19 protein-coding genes are annotated in these 16,476 nt (G+C 47.2%); 11 read left to right on the top strand and 8 right to left on the bottom strand.

The genetic code is table 11. The features are described 5' to 3' along the window. Window position 1 precedes the first annotated feature (1 nt). Genes T325_RS00745 through T325_RS00730 form a run of 4 tightly spaced genes read left to right on the top strand, consistent with a single transcriptional unit; the run spans window position 2 to window position 3,812 of the window. Window positions 2–841 (top strand): DUF4422 domain-containing protein, encoded by an 840-nt coding sequence (locus T325_RS00745; protein WP_051949624.1) that lies wholly within the window; start codon window positions 2–4, stop codon window positions 839–841. 3 nt (window positions 842–844) lie between these two features. Next, entirely contained in the window at window positions 845–1,837 is a 993-nt protein-coding gene (locus T325_RS00740) for a glycosyltransferase family 2 protein (RefSeq protein WP_051949623.1), read from the top strand. A gap of 2 nt (window positions 1,838–1,839) precedes the next feature. Beyond that, entirely contained in the window at window positions 1,840–2,937 is a 1,098-nt protein-coding gene (gene glf / locus T325_RS00735; RefSeq protein WP_036909579.1) for a UDP-galactopyranose mutase, read from the top strand. Between the two features lie 11 nt (window positions 2,938–2,948). After that, the gene (locus tag T325_RS00730; RefSeq protein WP_081910990.1) at window positions 2,949–3,812 is read left to right on the top strand and encodes a beta-1,6-N-acetylglucosaminyltransferase; all 864 of its coding nucleotides are present in this window, start codon (window positions 2,949–2,951) and stop codon (window positions 3,810–3,812) included. Here the strand turns inward: T325_RS00730 and T325_RS12265 are convergent. From T325_RS12265 to T325_RS00710, 4 genes are read right to left on the bottom strand one after another with little or no spacing between them, the layout of a single operon-like run. After that, window positions 3,809–4,789: a glycosyltransferase family 8 protein gene (locus T325_RS12265; RefSeq protein WP_051949622.1), complete on the bottom strand. Its 981-nt coding sequence runs from the start codon at window positions 4,787–4,789 to the stop codon at window positions 3,809–3,811. The two genes, T325_RS00730 and T325_RS12265, sit on opposite strands and share 4 nt — an antisense overlap. Before the next feature lie 6 nt (window positions 4,790–4,795). Continuing rightward, window positions 4,796–5,767, bottom strand: a complete 972-nt coding sequence (locus T325_RS00720; protein ID WP_036909576.1) for a WaaS/CpsH family glycosyltransferase — start codon at window positions 5,765–5,767, stop codon at window positions 4,796–4,798. Continuing rightward, window positions 5,764–6,729, bottom strand: coding sequence for a glycosyltransferase family 2 protein (locus T325_RS00715; RefSeq protein ID WP_051949621.1), 966 nt, complete (start codon window positions 6,727–6,729; stop codon window positions 5,764–5,766). The genes T325_RS00720 and T325_RS00715 overlap by 4 nt, the downstream gene beginning before the upstream one ends. Further along, complete coding sequence (locus T325_RS00710) at window positions 6,726–7,448, bottom strand: glycosyltransferase domain-containing protein (protein WP_197051289.1); 723 nt, start codon at window positions 7,446–7,448, stop codon at window positions 6,726–6,728. Before T325_RS00710 ends, T325_RS00715 begins: the two co-directional genes overlap by 4 nt. 229 nt (window positions 7,449–7,677) lie before the next feature. On the opposite strand from T325_RS00710, the gene T325_RS00705 reads away from it, so the two are divergent. The 7 genes from T325_RS00705 to T325_RS00680 all read left to right on the top strand — a co-directional run bounded on the left by T325_RS00705 (window position 7,678) and on the right by T325_RS00680 (window position 13,126). Then, window positions 7,678–8,736, top strand: a complete 1,059-nt coding sequence (locus T325_RS00705; protein ID WP_036909575.1) for an NAD-dependent epimerase/dehydratase family protein — start codon at window positions 7,678–7,680, stop codon at window positions 8,734–8,736. Window positions 8,737–8,882: 146 nt separating this feature from the next. After that, the gene (locus T325_RS00700) at window positions 8,883–9,200 is read left to right on the top strand and encodes a helix-turn-helix domain-containing protein (protein ID WP_036909573.1); all 318 of its coding nucleotides are present in this window, start codon (window positions 8,883–8,885) and stop codon (window positions 9,198–9,200) included. 47 nt (window positions 9,201–9,247) lie between these two features. Next, the gene (locus T325_RS12650; protein WP_156097610.1) at window positions 9,248–9,388 is read left to right on the top strand and encodes a hypothetical protein; all 141 of its coding nucleotides are present in this window, start codon (window positions 9,248–9,250) and stop codon (window positions 9,386–9,388) included. Window positions 9,389–9,647: 259 nt separating this feature from the next. Continuing rightward, entirely contained in the window at window positions 9,648–9,833 is a 186-nt protein-coding gene (locus T325_RS00695) for a hypothetical protein (protein ID WP_036909572.1), read from the top strand. Window positions 9,834–10,014: 181 nt separating this feature from the next. Then, the gene (locus T325_RS00690) at window positions 10,015–11,376 is read left to right on the top strand and encodes an AAA family ATPase (RefSeq protein ID WP_051949619.1); all 1,362 of its coding nucleotides are present in this window, start codon (window positions 10,015–10,017) and stop codon (window positions 11,374–11,376) included. Between the two features lie 476 nt (window positions 11,377–11,852). Further along, on the top strand, window positions 11,853–12,140 hold the full coding sequence (locus T325_RS00685; RefSeq protein WP_036909571.1) for a hypothetical protein: 288 nt from the start codon (window positions 11,853–11,855) through the stop codon (window positions 12,138–12,140). Window positions 12,141–12,223: 83 nt separating this feature from the next. Beyond that, a complete protein-coding gene (locus T325_RS00680) occupies window positions 12,224–13,126 on the top strand; it encodes a S1 family peptidase (protein ID WP_036909569.1) in 903 nt (300 codons plus the stop codon). Window positions 13,127–13,293: 167 nt separating this feature from the next. Here T325_RS00680 and T325_RS00675 read toward each other — a convergent pair whose 3' ends face one another. The 4 genes from T325_RS00675 to T325_RS00660 all read right to left on the bottom strand — a co-directional run bounded on the left by T325_RS00675 (window position 13,294) and on the right by T325_RS00660 (window position 16,429). Next, window positions 13,294–13,812 carry an N-acetylmuramoyl-L-alanine amidase gene (locus tag T325_RS00675; protein WP_036909567.1) on the bottom strand — a complete coding sequence of 173 codons (519 nt, stop codon included), beginning with the start codon at window positions 13,810–13,812 and terminating at the stop codon, window positions 13,294–13,296. A gap of 689 nt (window positions 13,813–14,501) precedes the next feature. Continuing rightward, window positions 14,502–14,984 (bottom strand): HU family DNA-binding protein, encoded by a 483-nt coding sequence (locus tag T325_RS00670; protein ID WP_036909566.1) that lies wholly within the window; start codon window positions 14,982–14,984, stop codon window positions 14,502–14,504. 327 nt (window positions 14,985–15,311) lie between these two features. Further along, window positions 15,312–15,641, bottom strand: coding sequence for a hypothetical protein (locus tag T325_RS00665; RefSeq protein ID WP_036909565.1), 330 nt, complete (start codon window positions 15,639–15,641; stop codon window positions 15,312–15,314). Window positions 15,642–15,670: 29 nt separating this feature from the next. Beyond that, window positions 15,671–16,429 carry a DUF6371 domain-containing protein gene (locus tag T325_RS00660; protein WP_051949618.1) on the bottom strand — a complete coding sequence of 253 codons (759 nt, stop codon included), beginning with the start codon at window positions 16,427–16,429 and terminating at the stop codon, window positions 15,671–15,673. Window positions 16,430–16,476 lie beyond the last annotated feature (47 nt).

The following is a 16,476-nucleotide window of genomic DNA, read 5'->3' as shown; positions in this document are numbered from 1 at the left end:
CATGGAGAAGATAAAGATATTAGTGGCCTGCCATAAACCGGGTAAGGTATATCAGGATGATATTTACACCCCGATCCATGTAGGGCGCGCCGTGTCCAGGTTCAAGGAGGAGATGGCCGATATGATTGGTGACGACACTGGTGATAACATCAGTGAGAAGAATCCCATGTACTGTGAACTGACTGCCCAGTATTGGGCATGGAAGAACCTGCATGATGTGGAGTATGTCGGCTTTTGTCATTACAGACGTTTCTTTGATATCAGGATAACATCGGAAAAGGTTGACTGTTTGCTGAGAAACCATGATGTGATAGCGCTGAAGAAGTGTTTCCCCTATCCTGTGAGAATGGACTTCCTCTCTTATATCACTTTAGATGAGTTTACGATCCTCTTAATGGTGATTAAGAAAAAGTATCCTGATTACGAACAGACCATAATCGATTACTTTCGAGGCAACTTCCTTTATCCGCTTAATATGCTGATCTGCAGGAAAGAGCTGTTCGACCAGTATGCGGAATGGCTTTTCGGCATCTTGTCTGAGTGCGAGAAACACTTGAAGCCGATGCCATATACAAGAGCCAGACGTACGTTGGCCTATATGGGCGAATATCTGATGGCGGCATATATGATACATCATCACCTGAAAGTACATTTCGTAGATGTGAATGGTGAACCGGGGGTGCCAAAGAGAAGATCTTTCAAGCATAAGTGTGCCGTGCCTTTGAAGAAGGCGGTAAACAAGGTGTATACTCGTAAGTTCTCCTCCTGGGAAAAGACATTAGAGGACTGGTATGACCCTGCTGTCTTGGTCGGCTTTAAATCAGACCGTATAAGTGTTTAGTAAATGCGCGAAGGAAAGAAAAACATAGCAGTCTCAGTCGTTGTGCCGGTTTATAATGTATCGGCTTACATCGAGCGTTGCATGGCGTCGGTCATGCGACAGACATACGACTGTTTCGAGTGTATACTCGTTGATGACGCAACACCCGATGACAGTATTGAGAAGTGTAAGGCTTTGATTGAACAGTATGACGGTCCTGTCAATTTCAGGATTGTCAGCCATGAAAGGAATAAGGGCCTCTCTGCTGCCAGAAACACCGGGACGCGGATGGCCATGGGTGACTATATCCTTTATGTGGATAGCGACGATGAGATATCGTGCGACAGTATAGAGAAACTGGCTGCACCTGTCGAGCGGGACAGCACGATCGACTTCGTCGTGGGCAATGTGGAGGAAAGGAGTGAAGGAAGCAGGGGGGCTGTATCCATGCCGAAAAAACATGAGCAGGCCGACCTGAGAACGAATGACGAGGTGCGCGAATATTATTACGTAAAGAAGAATATTGAGACAATAGCATGCAATAAACTGATAAAGAAGGATATGATTACCCGTTTCTCTTTGTTCTTCGATGAGAACCTGTATTGGGAGGATGCACCTTGGATGTTCTATGTGATGCAGCATGTCTCGCATGCCTATCTGATCAATGATGTGACATATATTTATCACAGACATCCTGGCTCGATTACTACAAGCCTTGACACGAAGAGAATGCTGGTCTATAAAGGACATATCTATGAAGAGATTACAAACCATTTCAGTAAGGTGGATAGTAAGAGAGAGGCAAGGTTCTATATAAGGGGCTTCTGCCTGAATTACATAGAGAGTCCTAAGAGTCGCCTGTACGCTCAGGCTGCACGGAAATTCAGAAAGGAGCTGTCTTTCAGGCATGATCTCCATAACCGGTCACTGCTGCTGGCAACCACTATGATGCGCAAGACATGGCCCAGCAGACAGCTGTTCCACTATATTGTCAGATTTGCACTTAACACCAGATAGAGATGAATAAGGACTTGGAATATGATTACCTGATAGTCGGAGCGGGACTGGCCGGCTCTATGATGGCTTATCGGCTGAAGCAGGCGGGCAAGTCTGTTCTGGTGATTGACAAGCGCCCGCATATAGGAGGTAACCTCTATTGTGAGAAGATAGAGGATATCAATGTGCATAAGTATGGCCCACATATTTTCCATACTTCCAATAAGATGGTATGGGATTTCGTGAACACGCTGGTGCCTTTTAACCACTTCCGCTATTGTCCCTTGGCATCATACAAAGGACAGCTTTATCATCTGCCCTTCAATATGAATACGTTCTATGAGCTCTGGGGGACAAAGACACCCGCAGAAGCGAAGGCTAAGATTGAGGAGCAGCGCAAGGAGGTGACTGGCGAGCCTCGTAACCTGGAGGAGCAGGCCATCTCACTGGTAGGGCGTGAGGTCTATGAGAAACTGATCAAAGGATATACGGAGAAACAGTGGGGAAGGGACTGCAAAGACCTGCCGTCGTTTATCATCAAACGCCTGCCTGTTCGCTATCGCTATGATAATAATTATTTTAATGACTGTTATCAGGGCATACCCGTTGGCGGCTATAACAGGATCATTGAGAAACTGCTTGATGGCGTCGAGGTCAGACTGGGTGTCGACTACAACAGACAGAGAGAGGCGTATGACGGCATAGCGGAGAAGATGGTCTATACCGGTCCGATTGATGAGTTCTTTGATTATAAGCACGGCCCCTTGGAATACCGCAGCCTGCGCTTCGAAGAGGAGGTGCTTGATCAGGAGAGCTATCAGGGGAATATCGCCGTGAACTTTACAGACCACGACCATCCTTATACCCGCATCGTGGAGCATAAGTACTTCGAGTTTGGAACACAGCCCAAGACTGTCATCACGAAGGAGTATTCGCAGGAGTGGCAGTTGGGGATGGAACCGTATTACCCTGTGAATGATGCCAGGAACGGAGAACGGTATGCGCAGTACAAGGCGGAGGCCGACCGCCTGGACCATGTGATGTTTGTAGGCCGATTGGCGGAATACAAGTATTATGATATGCATCAGATCGTGGAGAAGATGCTTATGATGGACTTGTAAAAATAGCTGATATGATGAAGTTCTCTTACCTGATTCTGGCCCATGGCAGTTTTCATCTGCTGAAAGAGCTGCTGACGGCTCTTGATTCACCGGATAATGATATCTATGTCCACATGGACTTGAAAGTTCAGTATGATGAGGCGGCCTTTCTGGAGGGCATGAGGTATTCGAAGGTTTGTTTCCTGAAAAACAGGGTCAAAGTGAGGTGGGGGCATATTAGTATCGTTGAGGCTACCATGAACCTGCTGACTGAGGCTGTGAAGGGGGATTATGATTACATCCACCTCTTGTCGGGTGTCGACTTCCCCATCAAGAGCCAGTCATATATACAGCGCTTCTTTGAGGAAAACCGGGGAAAGGAGTTCGTGGACTTCTCAAAGACTCACGACCATGACACATTGGTGAAAAGAACAATATGGCGCCCGTTTGTACCGGGAAGACCGGGTGAGAGGTCTGGATTCCTCATGAGGGTGAACGGCCAGTGCGTTCGTCTACAAAGAATGTTGCATATTCATTGTATCTCGCCATTGGAGAATCTGAGAACAGGCTCGCAATGGTTTAGTATCACGAAGTCGCTGGCTGAGGAACTGGTAAACCAGAAAGAACGGATATTGAAGCGCTATAGGCATGTGTTTATACCTGATGAGATGTTCCTACAGACCTTCCTGTATGAGAATAAGTATATGGACAGGGTCTATAATCCGGACGATGAGCGTGCACGCTGCTGCAGATATATCGACTGGGATAGGGGAGAACCTTATGTCTGGCAGGACGATGACTTCAGAGAACTTGTCAACAGCCCGTATCTGTGGGCCAGGAAGTTCTCTGAAGCCAATCTTGAACTTGTCAGGAGAATAAAGAAGTATATCAGCTAATCTACAGGATTAACATCTATAAATCGTGATGGTTCCAGTTGCCTGATGTTTATTCGCCTGAGGATGTCTCCTATGAAGTTTCTTATTCTTTTAATCATAGGGCGATTCTCAATGCGGACGTTATTCCATTTCGTCATGTTCTGATATTTGTAGAATGAGCTGTTAAATGGATGGCGTTGGTAGGGAGAAGTTCTGTACCAGGGTTTACCGATCGTCGTATAATGGATAATGACGGGGTCTTCCAGCGCGTCTTTAAATTGCTCCTCGTATTTCTGATAATCCCAAAGACGGTCTTTCCAAAGAAGACCCGCCTGGAGGTTGTATTTGAGGGGAAGGGTTATCTTTCTGTCATGAAATAACATATTCATGACATCCTGATCCTCGAGGAATATCTTGTCCCGATGGTTATTAAGAATGTCCATAGATTGTTCGAGCACATGGTGGCGGCGCCAATAATCCAGATTGATAAACATCACTCCGGCATTAAAGTAGCTTTCTTCACGAGGATATCCAAGGCGCTCATAGAAACTGGTCACGCCCTCCAGACCGTCTATGCAGGCTCCTACTGCATAATCGGTGATGTCGGTATTCCAAAGTGGTAGAAGAGAGTGCCGTATGACACAGTCTCCATCTATATAGATGACTTTGTTGACCGACGGGGGGAGGATCTCTGTCAGAAACAGCCGGTAGTAGGTGGCTCGTGTGATAAGTCCTTTCCGACAGGGGAACTTGTTACTTAACTGGCTGTCGATATTGTAGAAGATAGTTCTTTTTCCAGGGTATTTGAGAACGGTTTCTTCCAGGTCTTTCCTGTCGTTCTCCGTTACGCTCTCGTCACAAATAAGGTGAAAGTCAATGCCGACATCGGGATGGTTAACGCATATGGAGCACATCATCACGCCCGTGGTCAGGACGAAATCTTTGTCAAGACATGCTGTAATCTGAATGGGGTTGTTTTCAGTAGTGTTTCTATTCATTTTAATTTAAAACAGTTGTTTAAACAGGTCTATATATTTAAGGGGTGACAACTCTCCTTGGTAGTTGTAATCAACATCAATACGCTCTCTGATGAAGTCGTAATCTAAATCGTCGGGGTTATCGAATACCTTGATGTACTTGGGATTGTAGTAGGGGGAGTCGACGATGCCTTTCCAGTTGGTGTAGAACTTCTTGTTGTAGATGACGGCCTCCCAGAAACGTGTCGTGTTGGAATGGGCGTCGCCTTTCAGTATCTCCATGATGCAATTCGCCTCCAGCTCTTTTTCCAGGAACATCAGTCTTTTCAGGTATCTCTTCGAGTAGATGATGCCACTGTGGGAAAGCCGCTTGGATCTCCTGACACGGAAGATGTAGAAAAAGGTTTTGAGACCATGGGCCGTGCAGTTCTGATAGATGCGGTGGATGAGGTCGAGCCTGTCCTTGGCAGCACCGATAAAGGTGATGTCGTATTTGCATGTCAGCGAACTCATGTCAAGACTGTCTGTCTTCGACATATAGACCGGGGCGTAGGTCAGTCCGTAGACTGGCACGTCGTGGACATTGTCGTAACTGATGACAAGGTCGAACAGCCGTTTGATCTTCCCTATCTCGAATTCCTTGTTCCTGTCTGCGTTGCCTTTTACGGTGTCACGTATCAGCATCACCAGTCTGATATGTGGATATTTCATCCTGATATAGCCTATGAGCATGTCGCAATACCAGCCTGTGGTCATGAAGATGGCCTGGGTGTCGGCATCACAGTATCTGTGGAGAATGGCATGATAGGCTCTCTCTCTGAAAGGCATTCTCAGCCTTTTCTTGATCTTTCTGATAATATGTGAGCAACAGAACGCATTGATAATGGCATTCTGGTGTAGCCGGTCTTTATAGATCACCTTGCAGTCTTGGTGATTCTCAAGGTCGCTCATCAGGAAATGCCCCTGATCGTAGTGGTCGTCTAGGAATACATATTTCATATGACCTCCCTCCCTTTTATGGTGTAGAACAAATCGATTAGCCATGGACAGTGCTTGAACAGCCAGAGGGCGTACCTCTTCTTGGAAGTGAACGCCTGTGGTACCTGTCTGCACGAGCGAAGGGCACGGGACAGATAGATATAGTCTGGGTTTGACATGTCTCTTTTCTGATGCATACAATACCACATCGCAAAACTCAGGAAACGGTACTCAAGCATCTCTGAGCGGAAGCCCCATGACGTGAGGTCGCGATAGCGCTGTATGTTCAGAGTGGCTCTGTCGTCCAATACCTTTTGGGTCACCTTTGATGTCGTGATGCTGTCGGGACGGATGTTCTGGTAATACAGCACCTGGTCGAGGAAATAGAAACGGGTGGCTTTGAACACCAGCTTGTAGGTGGCGCCGGTGTCCTCATACAGGAAGCCTTCGGGGTAGGTGACATCCTTGAACAGCTCTTTCCGATAGAGCTTGTTCCATGCGGCATTACCTCCGTCAGCGAGCATCATGTCGAGCGACTCCTCTTTGGTCTTGCATCCCTCGGTAAACGATCTGAAGGCCTTACGCTGGCTCGCGTCTCCTTTTTCTCCCTTCCTGACATGGACGTAGTTGAACATCACTAAGTCGGCATGGTGCTGCTGCGCACATTCGTATGCGGCCTTACAGAAGTCCTCGTGGACCCAGTCGTCGCCGTCGACAAACATCAGGTAGTCGCCGGCGGCATTCCTGATAGCCAGGTTACGTGCGGCGGAAAGGCCTCGGTTCTCCGGTTGATGAAACACCCTGATGCGCGAGTCTTTCGCGGCGTATTCTTCGCAGATGGCACCACACCTGTCTGGCGAGGCGTCGTCGACAAGGATGAGCTCGATATCTGGCAGACTCTGTCTGCACAGACTGTCAAGGCAGTGTGGAAGGTATGCCTCGACTTGATAGACTGGGACGATGACACTGATGATAGGCTTCATGACGGTTTGGCTGTTATGTGAGAATGCGTTCTCTTGAAGTTAGGGTTTCGGTCTATGTTCGTACCAATGATATGGATGCTCGATTTGTCGTAGCCTGTCTTCCAGATGAGGTACGGCAGACTGAGCTGGTCGCGGGTGGGGTAGCGCATGTATTCCTCCCACCAGGCCTCCATCAGATGGCGGACACTCTCATCACGGTGGCTCCTGATGAGTATGCTGTTCTCATACAGACCATAGTGACGGGGGAAGCCTGCCTCCCGATAGGCGGCTGTCTGCTTGTCGACAGTCTCCTTGTCGGCCTTCCTGAGATAGTTGACGCGCACCTTCTCTACATAGACGCAGTCTCTCGTGCGGTGATAATGTGTACCGAACGGGCAGTCTCCCATTTCTGCAACGACGGGGGTGACGGCTCCCTCTATCTCAATGTTGCCATCGACATATACGGAATAGTCGTAGTCGGGAAGGTAGATGAACGGCAGCATCTTGATTCTCCTGTTCAGCTGGGTAGGAGAGAACTCGTGGTACTCGTCGAACTGGGTGATGTCAATTTTCTTCCATACAGAGCCTGCGGGGATGTCGATGTCGGTAAACACGTAATAATCAATCCCGGGTTCTGCGATCCGAGGTTCGATCAGCCTGTCATAATGACCGACAATGCAGGTATATACCGCCATCCTCAGGTTGGCGGTGTCTAATCGTGGGGATAACTTCTCGAGCATGCGGTTCCCTCTTGTCGTGAAATGGCAGAAGGAATATGCTCTATGCTCTAAGAAGCGTATATATTCGAGGAGCTGCCTTTTTCTTCTCAAGATTCGCATGGCCAGTCTTGGTTGACTTCTTTCATGTTTTGTATATTCTTGTGCAAAGATAGCGTATTTTTTTAAAATATCCAAATATTATTTTGTATTTTACGCGATTTGTGCTACTTTTGCAGACAATTTGAATCATATGGATAGAATCAACCTGAATGGAAAGACGATATTGGTAACCGGTGGAGCTGGCTTCATCGGCTCTAACCTCATCAAGCGCCTGTTCAAAGACGTGCAGGGGGCTACGATTGTCAATATCGATAATATGAACAGTTACTACGATGTGGCACTGAAGCAGTGGCGCCTGGATGAGCTCGACGGCCTGGTGCCGGAGGGCACGGACTACCACTTCGTCAAGGGAGATATAGCCGACAAGACGACGATAGACGGCCTCTTCGAACAGTATAAGCCTGCCGTCGTGGTGAACCTCGCCGCACAGGCGGGTGTCAGATACTCGATCACCAATCCCGATGCCTATATCCAGAGCAATCTGATAGGTTTCTATAACATCCTCGAGGCTTGTCGCAACTGGCCTGTCGAACACCTGGTATATGCCTCGTCGTCGAGCGTGTACGGTACGAACAAGAAAGTGCCGTACGCTACCGATGACAAGGTCGATAACCCCGTGTCGCTCTATGCTGCCACCAAGAAAAGCAACGAACTGATGGCCCATGCCTATTCGAAGCTCTACAACATCCCCTCCACGGGCTTGCGCTTCTTCACGGTCTATGGCCCCGCAGGCCGCCCCGACATGGCTTACTTCGGCTTCACCGACAAGCTCCGTCGTGGCGAGACCATCCAGATCTTCAACTTCGGCAACTGCATGCGCGACTTCACCTATGTCGACGACATCGTCGAGGGCGTGGTACGTGTCATGCAGGGAGCACCGTCAAAACAGACAGGCGACGACGGACTCCCCCTGCCGCCCTATGCTGTGTATAACATCGGCAACAACCAGCCCGAGAACCTGCTGGACTTTGTTGACATCCTCCAGCAGGAACTGATCCGCGCCAAGGTGCTCCCCGAGGATTACGACTTCGAGGCCCACAAACAGCTCGTCCCCATGCAACCCGGCGACGTCCCCACCACCTATGCCGACACCACCGCCCTTGAACGCGACTTCGCCTTCAAGCCCAGCACCCCCCTGCGCACCGGCCTCCGCCACTTCGCCGAATGGTACAAAGCCTTCTATTCCTAACCCCATAACCCCGCTCGGTGGTTGTACCCTTGTATTAACGGGAAATGTTAAATAATGATAAGTTATGGCAATATTCTTTCCGTAACTTATCATAAAATAAATAAAAACCATTATATTTGCACACATAATTAAGTGTTGTGATTATTATGGGTAAAACAACAATGGGTACAAAACTGCCCCGTAAACTGGAACAGAAGATGCAGACGGTGGGCGAACAGATAAAGCTTGCACGCCTGCGAAGGAATCTAAGTGTGGCGCAGATTGCGGAACGTGCGACATGCTCTCCGCTGACTGTGGCACGAATAGAGAAAGGTGCCCCGACAGTCGCTATGGGTATCTATCTCCGTGTGCTTTATGCGCTTCAACTTGATGATGATATCCTGCTGCTGGCACAGAAAGATGAGATGGGTCGTGCCTTGCAGGACCTCGCTCTCAAACATCGTGAACGCGCCTCGAAGAAATAGTAAACTATGCGGACCTGCAAGTCTTACTTGATTCTTCTGAAGAATATATGATTGGCAAGAAAGATGCACAGAACATCATTTCTGAAGTGAAAGAAGGTGTAAAGCATTGGAGATCGATAGCCTCTCGCCTGGGTATAGCCAAACGAGAGACAGATGTGTTTGAACAAGTGTTCCACCGCTCGGTTTAATCACCGAGCGATTTTTTAGCAACAGGGCGTCCCCGTGGAGTGAGTTGGTCTACCAGATGCCAATCCTCGAAGGACTATGTATTGACTCGGTCTCTTTTTGCCCCCCCCCCTCATATGTGTATTATAGCTTATGCCTGAATGGCTAAAATAATAGATATTTCAAAAAATCTAAGATAGTATAGATATTATTTGCTGAAAAAGCGACATTGGAAGACGTACGGTAGCAACAATTTCTGCAGATATAGTGCGCTCAACATCAATGTCGATTGACGACATGATTATATTCAATAATCTAAAGAGACTGCTGATTGCGGCAAAATCGATTATCAGGTTTGGTGACGCTCAAACTGAATGTGTGCTTGCGGAAACGCTGATGAGTATCTTCATAGCTGTGATGGCAGGTGTGGTGGTGCCGATGGGGGAGAGAGGAGAGATAGGAAAGTGATGTTTGATAAAAGCGCAGGTTAGTATGATACTAATCAGCGCTTTTTTGTAAAGATTTGAATGAAATTGAACGAAAACACATAAAAATCGCGCGTTAATTGAGAAAAATTACGCAATTTCTTGCGTATTTTTAATATTTGTACTATATTTGCACACAAAAATAAATAAATGGAGTTATTACTATGCTTGAAAGTATTACAGTAGAAAATGTATTTTGCTTTAAAAATAACACTACTTTATCGTTTTTGGCGGGTAAAGAGCGAAATCGTGTTTCTGATGAACAGTATTGTGGTTTTACTACTGTAAACAAGCAGAATATACTTAAGCAAGTATATATATATGGTAACAACGGAGCTGGTAAGTCGAAATTCCTAAGGAGCTTTTATATATTCCGAGGAATTTTATTGCACTCAAATAAGGAGAAAACGGATAAGATACCTTACCATCCGTTTGCTTTTGATGAGGGATGTTTGACAAGACCTTCGATGGTGAATGCTGTATTTAACATCGGTGAATCAAGGTACAGATATACTCTAAGGTGGAATGAGAACGTAATAGTTGAGGAAAAAATAGAACTACTGAAGGCACAGTCGAGTTTAACATTGTTATGTAGAAGCATTGAAGAGGATTATACTGTTACTTTGGATGATAACAGGAAACTGGCATTGTCATCGTCGGATAGGGATATTATAAGGCGCGATGTGCTATATAATAGTTCGATACTTAGTTATGTAGCGACTAAAAATATAGAGAACCCAATTCTTAATGAAATTGCGGGTTATCTTAGAAAAGGGTTTCGCTTTGTTGATCTTGATAGAATTAATCTTCTAGATAGTTTGCCCGATGGAAAGCAAGAAGAGCAGAGACCATTTAAGAAGGTGATATTGGATATATTAGAATCTGTGGATACAAATATCCGTGATTATGAAGTATATGATGTAAAGCCGGAACTTCCTCAGGAAATATTGGATATGTTCAAGGATAAGCCAGAAATGATTTCTGCTTTTTTGAAGAATATGCCCAAGCATGCCATAAACACTATGCATGAAGTACATGCAGGTAAGTTGATTCCGCTGCCGCTGGACGAACAGAGTGATGGTACACTGGAAATACTGCGACTGTTAGTAGTGCTTAAAGATGCTGTGTCGAATAATAGAATGGTGATATTGGATGACTTTTCGAGTGGCATTCATCGTACATCACTACATGCGATACTAAAATTTTTCTTGGGAATAGACCAGTTAGGGCAATTTGTGATAACCACTCAAGATAATAGTTTTTTGGGTTCGGAATTGGTAAGAAGGGATTCGGTAAGATTGGCTGTGAAAGATAAGTATGGTGTGTCGACGATTGAAAATCTGAGCCTGAAAGATATCCATAAGAACTTGAGCCTATCAAAGTATCTTTCGACCAATAACAGGTTTGGACAACTGCCTATGATTAAGCCTGAGATTATAGAAAGGGCTGTTGACTTCTTTAATCAAAATGCTAATGTTGAGGGTGCTTCTGATGATCATGCTGATAATGATGAAAATGAAGATTAAAGGAACTAAGTAGGTGATTTTGCTGATTATTGTGCAAAAATTGCCTATTAATTTAGTAAAAATACGATATTTACATAAATTTAACAGATAAAATATGGCTATTCTGAAAAATAGCTATATCTTTGCAGCGGTCATGAAACTCTTGGCTACATAGTCTTCTCCTGACTATCTTGGCGGAAGGAAAGAAGAAGACGATGGATTGGATGAACAAGGTTGCGAAAACCTCGCTACCATTAATTTAAAATGACGAAGCAGATATAAAAAGAACCGCATTTTCTCCATCGCTATTCTAGGAACAGCTTTGTGAGACCCTGACAGGGAAAACGTCACTTAAGGAGTAATAGCCATTTTAAATCGGGTGCAAAGGTACAAAATCCTTGCGAGATTTACCGGTTTTTTACTTCTCTTAACAAAAAAATAACCTTTGTTTTGATTTAGAATGAGGGTATAATATTTTTTTTATATTTTTTAAAATTATGACAAAGAAAGAAATTATTATAGAATTTGAGAAGTATATTGGTAATGATAACTATTCTGGATGGTATGTCGGCATTACCAATGATATTGATCGTAGATTGTTTGGCGAGCATAACGTAAACAACAAGCTGGATCGATGGATATGGTGTCCCGCTGACAGTAAAGACGTTGCTCAGGAGGTCGAGGAATATTTCCTGGACGCAGGTATGGATGGTGATACTGGTGGTGGTAATGATGATACCACTTATGTGTATGCTTACAAGAAGAATTGGCGCACCAATCCTTGAGAAAAGTAGTTTTATAACTCAGCTGACTGCCGTTGAGGGTGGTCAGCAGAGTTTTTTCATGTAATTTTTAAAATTATGGTAATATGTTCGTAAAAAGTATAGAAACAGCAACACAATATACCAGATCGATTAGATCGATTCTTCGTAATTATGGTAGTAATGAGGTTATAACGGGGTGTTCAACTTGTATCATTGTAAATGACGAAGGCTGGGTGTTGACATGCAAGCATGTAACAGATGGCCTCATTAAACCTGCCGATGGTATTAATAACAAGTATGCACAGTTTAAGAGCGAACTAGCTGAACTGCCAGCAATGTCGGACAGCAAGAAACGAAAAGCTATTGCTGCGCTTGAGCAAAAGTATGGCTATTCAAAGCTCGCCCCTTGTACCATTCAGATAAAAAATACGTTTGATAACATTGTAGATCAAATGTATGCGTTTACTGTCATTGAGTGTGGTTATGCTGATTTGGCTCTTATAAAATTTGAAGGATTTAATCAAATACTTTGTAATTCATTTCCGGTATTTAAGGATAATTCGGCAGAACTGAAGCAGGGATTGTCGCTCTGCAGATTGGGATACCCGTATTCGGAATTCACTAATTTCCGGTACAATGCTCAGACGGATGACATAGAATGGACGAATACCGGCAAGGCTGACTCGCCGCTATTCCCCATTGATGGTATACTAACAAGACATGTTGCTGGCGGTAATGGCCAGATTGTTGGCTTAGAAATAAGTACTCCAGGGCTAAAAGGCCAAAGTGGTGGACCGCTATTTGATAAGGATGGGGTGGTTTGTGGCCTTCAGTCTTCTACAGTATCGTTTCCTCTAGGATTTGATCAGGTCAACAGAGAAATAATGGTTGAAGGCAAGAAAAAGAAGGTGTCGAACTATCCGTTCTTGCATCTAGGCCTCTGCGTGCATGTGGATGTGATTAAGAAATTCTTGGATGAGAACGGGGTGAAGTATCTGGTAGGTTGAATGGTGTCTAAAACTGCAGAATGGCGTGATAAAGAGTGTGTTGAAGAAGTTGTTTAAATATCAAGGACAGCCTTTGAAAGTGAGTGCCTTAATGTAGAAACATTAAAACGTATCAATCATCCCCCGGCTGTGATAAAGGCTGGGGGATGATTGGTTTTAGTGGGGACTCAATGGGGACTCCGGGGTTGGAGGGAGGCGTAGTAGGTGCTGGGGAGGAAGCAGGGACAGGCCTTGGCAACGCGGGGGAGTTGACGGAGTGGACTGTCGTCGTGAGTCAGTGCGTCTAGAATGAGCTCTATGGGTACGCGCTGGTTGGGGAGTTCGCAGTGGCCGATGATGTGGGCGTCGGGGTATTCTACACGCAGGTCGCTCAAGAGGTTGAACATGGCTTCCTTCTGTGCCTCGGTGCGGGTGTCGGCGGGTTGGCCGTTGGCGTCGAGACCGCCCTCATAGCAGATGCCGATGGCATAGCGGTTGTAGTTTCGGGCATGTGCCCCGCGGATGTTCTCGGGGAGCGTCGGCACAATGTCACCGTCCATTCTTATATAGTAATGGTAGGAGGGTTGGCCGAACTTGGCTTTGCCTGTTGCTATCAGCGATTCTGTGGTGAACGGTCTGTCGCAGCGCGTGGCACTGCAATGTACTATCAGGAGTTTAACGTCCTGGCGGTTTAGCTTCTTTAGCATAGGCCGCAGCTTTGCATAAAGAAGGTTGAGACAAAAGCTGTTATTACTGTTAGTATAAAATTGCCGATTTTATCGGCGGGAATATTTTTCTTAAAAATCTTCATAAAAACTTTTTTTTATAGGATTAATTTTTTTTCTTTGGCAGGGTGAAACCCTGCAGTTCTCATCTTACCCAACCCTCTCTTACCGTAAGAGAGGGCTTCAAACCACTCTCTAAATCTCTCGCCAATCTTTGGCAAGAGACTTAACCGCTCCTCCTGTCGCTCTTTCATTAATGTACGCTCAGACCATCAAAGGTCTGGCGTGCCTTTAGCCGACTACGCTAAACGCTTGTCGTTGCCTCGGATGAATCCTCGAAAACATTCTTGGACAAGCCAAGCGGCAAAGCCGAGCGCCGCACTCGTGCTTCATGTTTCTTCGAAAACATTCCGCACGAAGAGGTCTTTAGAGGTTGTACTATTTTCGGAATCTTCTTCGATTCTTGAATTGCGAAGCAATGAAAGTAAATCGACATGAGATGCTGTTTGAGCGAAGCGAGTTCATCGAATGATTACGAAAATCGGACAACCGGCCTCTGAGCTCAGGACGTTTTCGCACCTTTCTTTTGGTTCCGTTTTCTTTCGGTGACGAAAGAAAATGAACAAGGGGTTGGGTGAGTTGAGACGTGCAGGGCTTGGCCCTGCTAGACTTTACTCGCCGTCAGGGGAGGGAGTGGGGTGGAGGGTGTTCTCGTGAGTCTCTTCGAAGACGACGTCTTTGAGGAGATACTTCGCCACGACGTACTTCTGCTTCACGGAACCGTCACGACGCTTCTCCTGACCGACGACGACTCGGGTGGTCTCGGGCTGGAACAGGATGCGGCGGTTGGTGATGGTGGCTGCACTGCAGTCCTCTGCCTTGGTGACGCCGATGCTGGAGAAACCGACCTTGAAGATGCCGATGCCCTTCAGGCGTACCTTCTGACCCATTTCGAAGAAGTGCTTCAGGGCGTCGCCCAGCTCCAGGAGTGTGGCCATGATGTCACTCTTCTTGATCGAACACTGCTGCTGGATGTAGTCGGCAATCGCGTCGGTCTCGATGAAGTTCTCGTCGTAGACGGCTGTTGCGAAGAACTTGCCGTAGGCGGCATTCAGTGCGTTGTTGTTTTGGGCTTTGATAAATTTCTGTGCCATGATGAAAAATGAATTTAGTTAAACATAAGTTTTGTCAAGGTCTGCGTCAGAGGAACGTCACCTGTAGGTCGTCGGGATATCGTCTGTGAGCTATCCGGATAGTCTCTGCGCCTCATGGAGATAGCATCTGTACCCCTATGGAGACGTCATCCGTACCCCTATGGAGATTATCTCCGTCACCCGTGGATCCTATTCGCGTGACCTGTGGAGACTGTCTCCGTCTGCCTTGGGAGGCATTTCCTTCCGACTCGCTCGCCTTTCCGTTTGCAAAGGTACGACGCTCCCGAGGGGCGTTGGCGGGTTATGGCGCGTTAGCGTGGAAAAAAGTCAGAAATCGTGTGGAATCTCCGTGATCCGCACCCATTTCCCCTCGAAGAACGTGTTCATCTGGAGCTCACGGATCAGATTTCTGTAGAGCGGCGACTTGTCGGTGACCTGCTGGTCCTGCAGCTCCTGCGGCAGGTCGATGCAGTAGTCCTCGCAGATATATTTCACCGCCTTGGGCGGCAGCAGTCGGGCGTTGGGCAGTACCCCCATGGCGTCGAGGATATGTCGGCGTGACGCCAGATAACGGCAGAAGGTTCTCGAGGAGACACCAGCCAGTCGGGCCAGCTCTTTCTTGCTGATGAAGCGATGTTTGTCGTAGTAATTAACCATGAAACTGATATTTTAGTTATACCATGAGGTCAAGGGAGTCTGGCATCCAGAAGGAAGTCGGCGAGGTCGATCTTCGCCGCCTTCTGGGCCGGGGAGGCATGCTGCTCCAGGATAGGACTGACACGGATGGGCGGCGAGCCCTCCCAGAACACCGAGTCCATCACCTCCCTGGCGATGTTGCTCCACGACCTGAACGCCTTGCCGTCGGGGTCGGTGTCGGGGAAGAGGACGACCTTACGCCCTCTGAGCGGGCGCAGCTTGTCGGGCTGCAGCTCACCCAGTCCGCCTGTCGCCAGCCAGATGTACTGCGGATAGTGCTCCGACAGGATGACTGCCGTCTTCTCGGCCTCTACGATGGCCACGTCGCCGCTCGCCGACCTCAGCAGATGCAGGCCGAAGAGGCAGTGTGTGCCCTGGTGCCTGCTGTGGTCGCGGTACCTCCGTTCCAGGAAGGTGTGAACCCAGGTGGGGTTGTGCGCCTTATCCCGGTGACAGTCGGTGCGGTAGTACATCACCTTACCGTCGTGAGCCCTCCCCTCATGGTCTATCTGCCAGAAGATGACGCCGCCCTGTCTCGTGGCCCCGAGGAGATAGCGGCAGGTGGCGTTCACCATCTGCAGGAACGAGAGATAGCCGTTGCCGACCACCGCCTTGCAGAACTGACTGTTGACCGACAGGCTCTTCTGAACGATAGAGGCGGGATGGTAGAGCGTAAACGACTCGCGGTAGAGCTGTTCCCGGATGGCCTTGAACGAGTAGGTCGGTAGCCCCCGTAGAGCACCCCTCATACTATAGCCCTCCCTCCTTATAGAGGGGAGGGCATGTATAGAGGGGG

The organism is Prevotella sp. FD3004, from assembly GCF_000746155.1.
GTDB lineage: Bacteria > Bacteroidota > Bacteroidia > Bacteroidales > Bacteroidaceae > Prevotella.
This window is presented reverse-complemented; position numbering and strand designations above follow the sequence as displayed.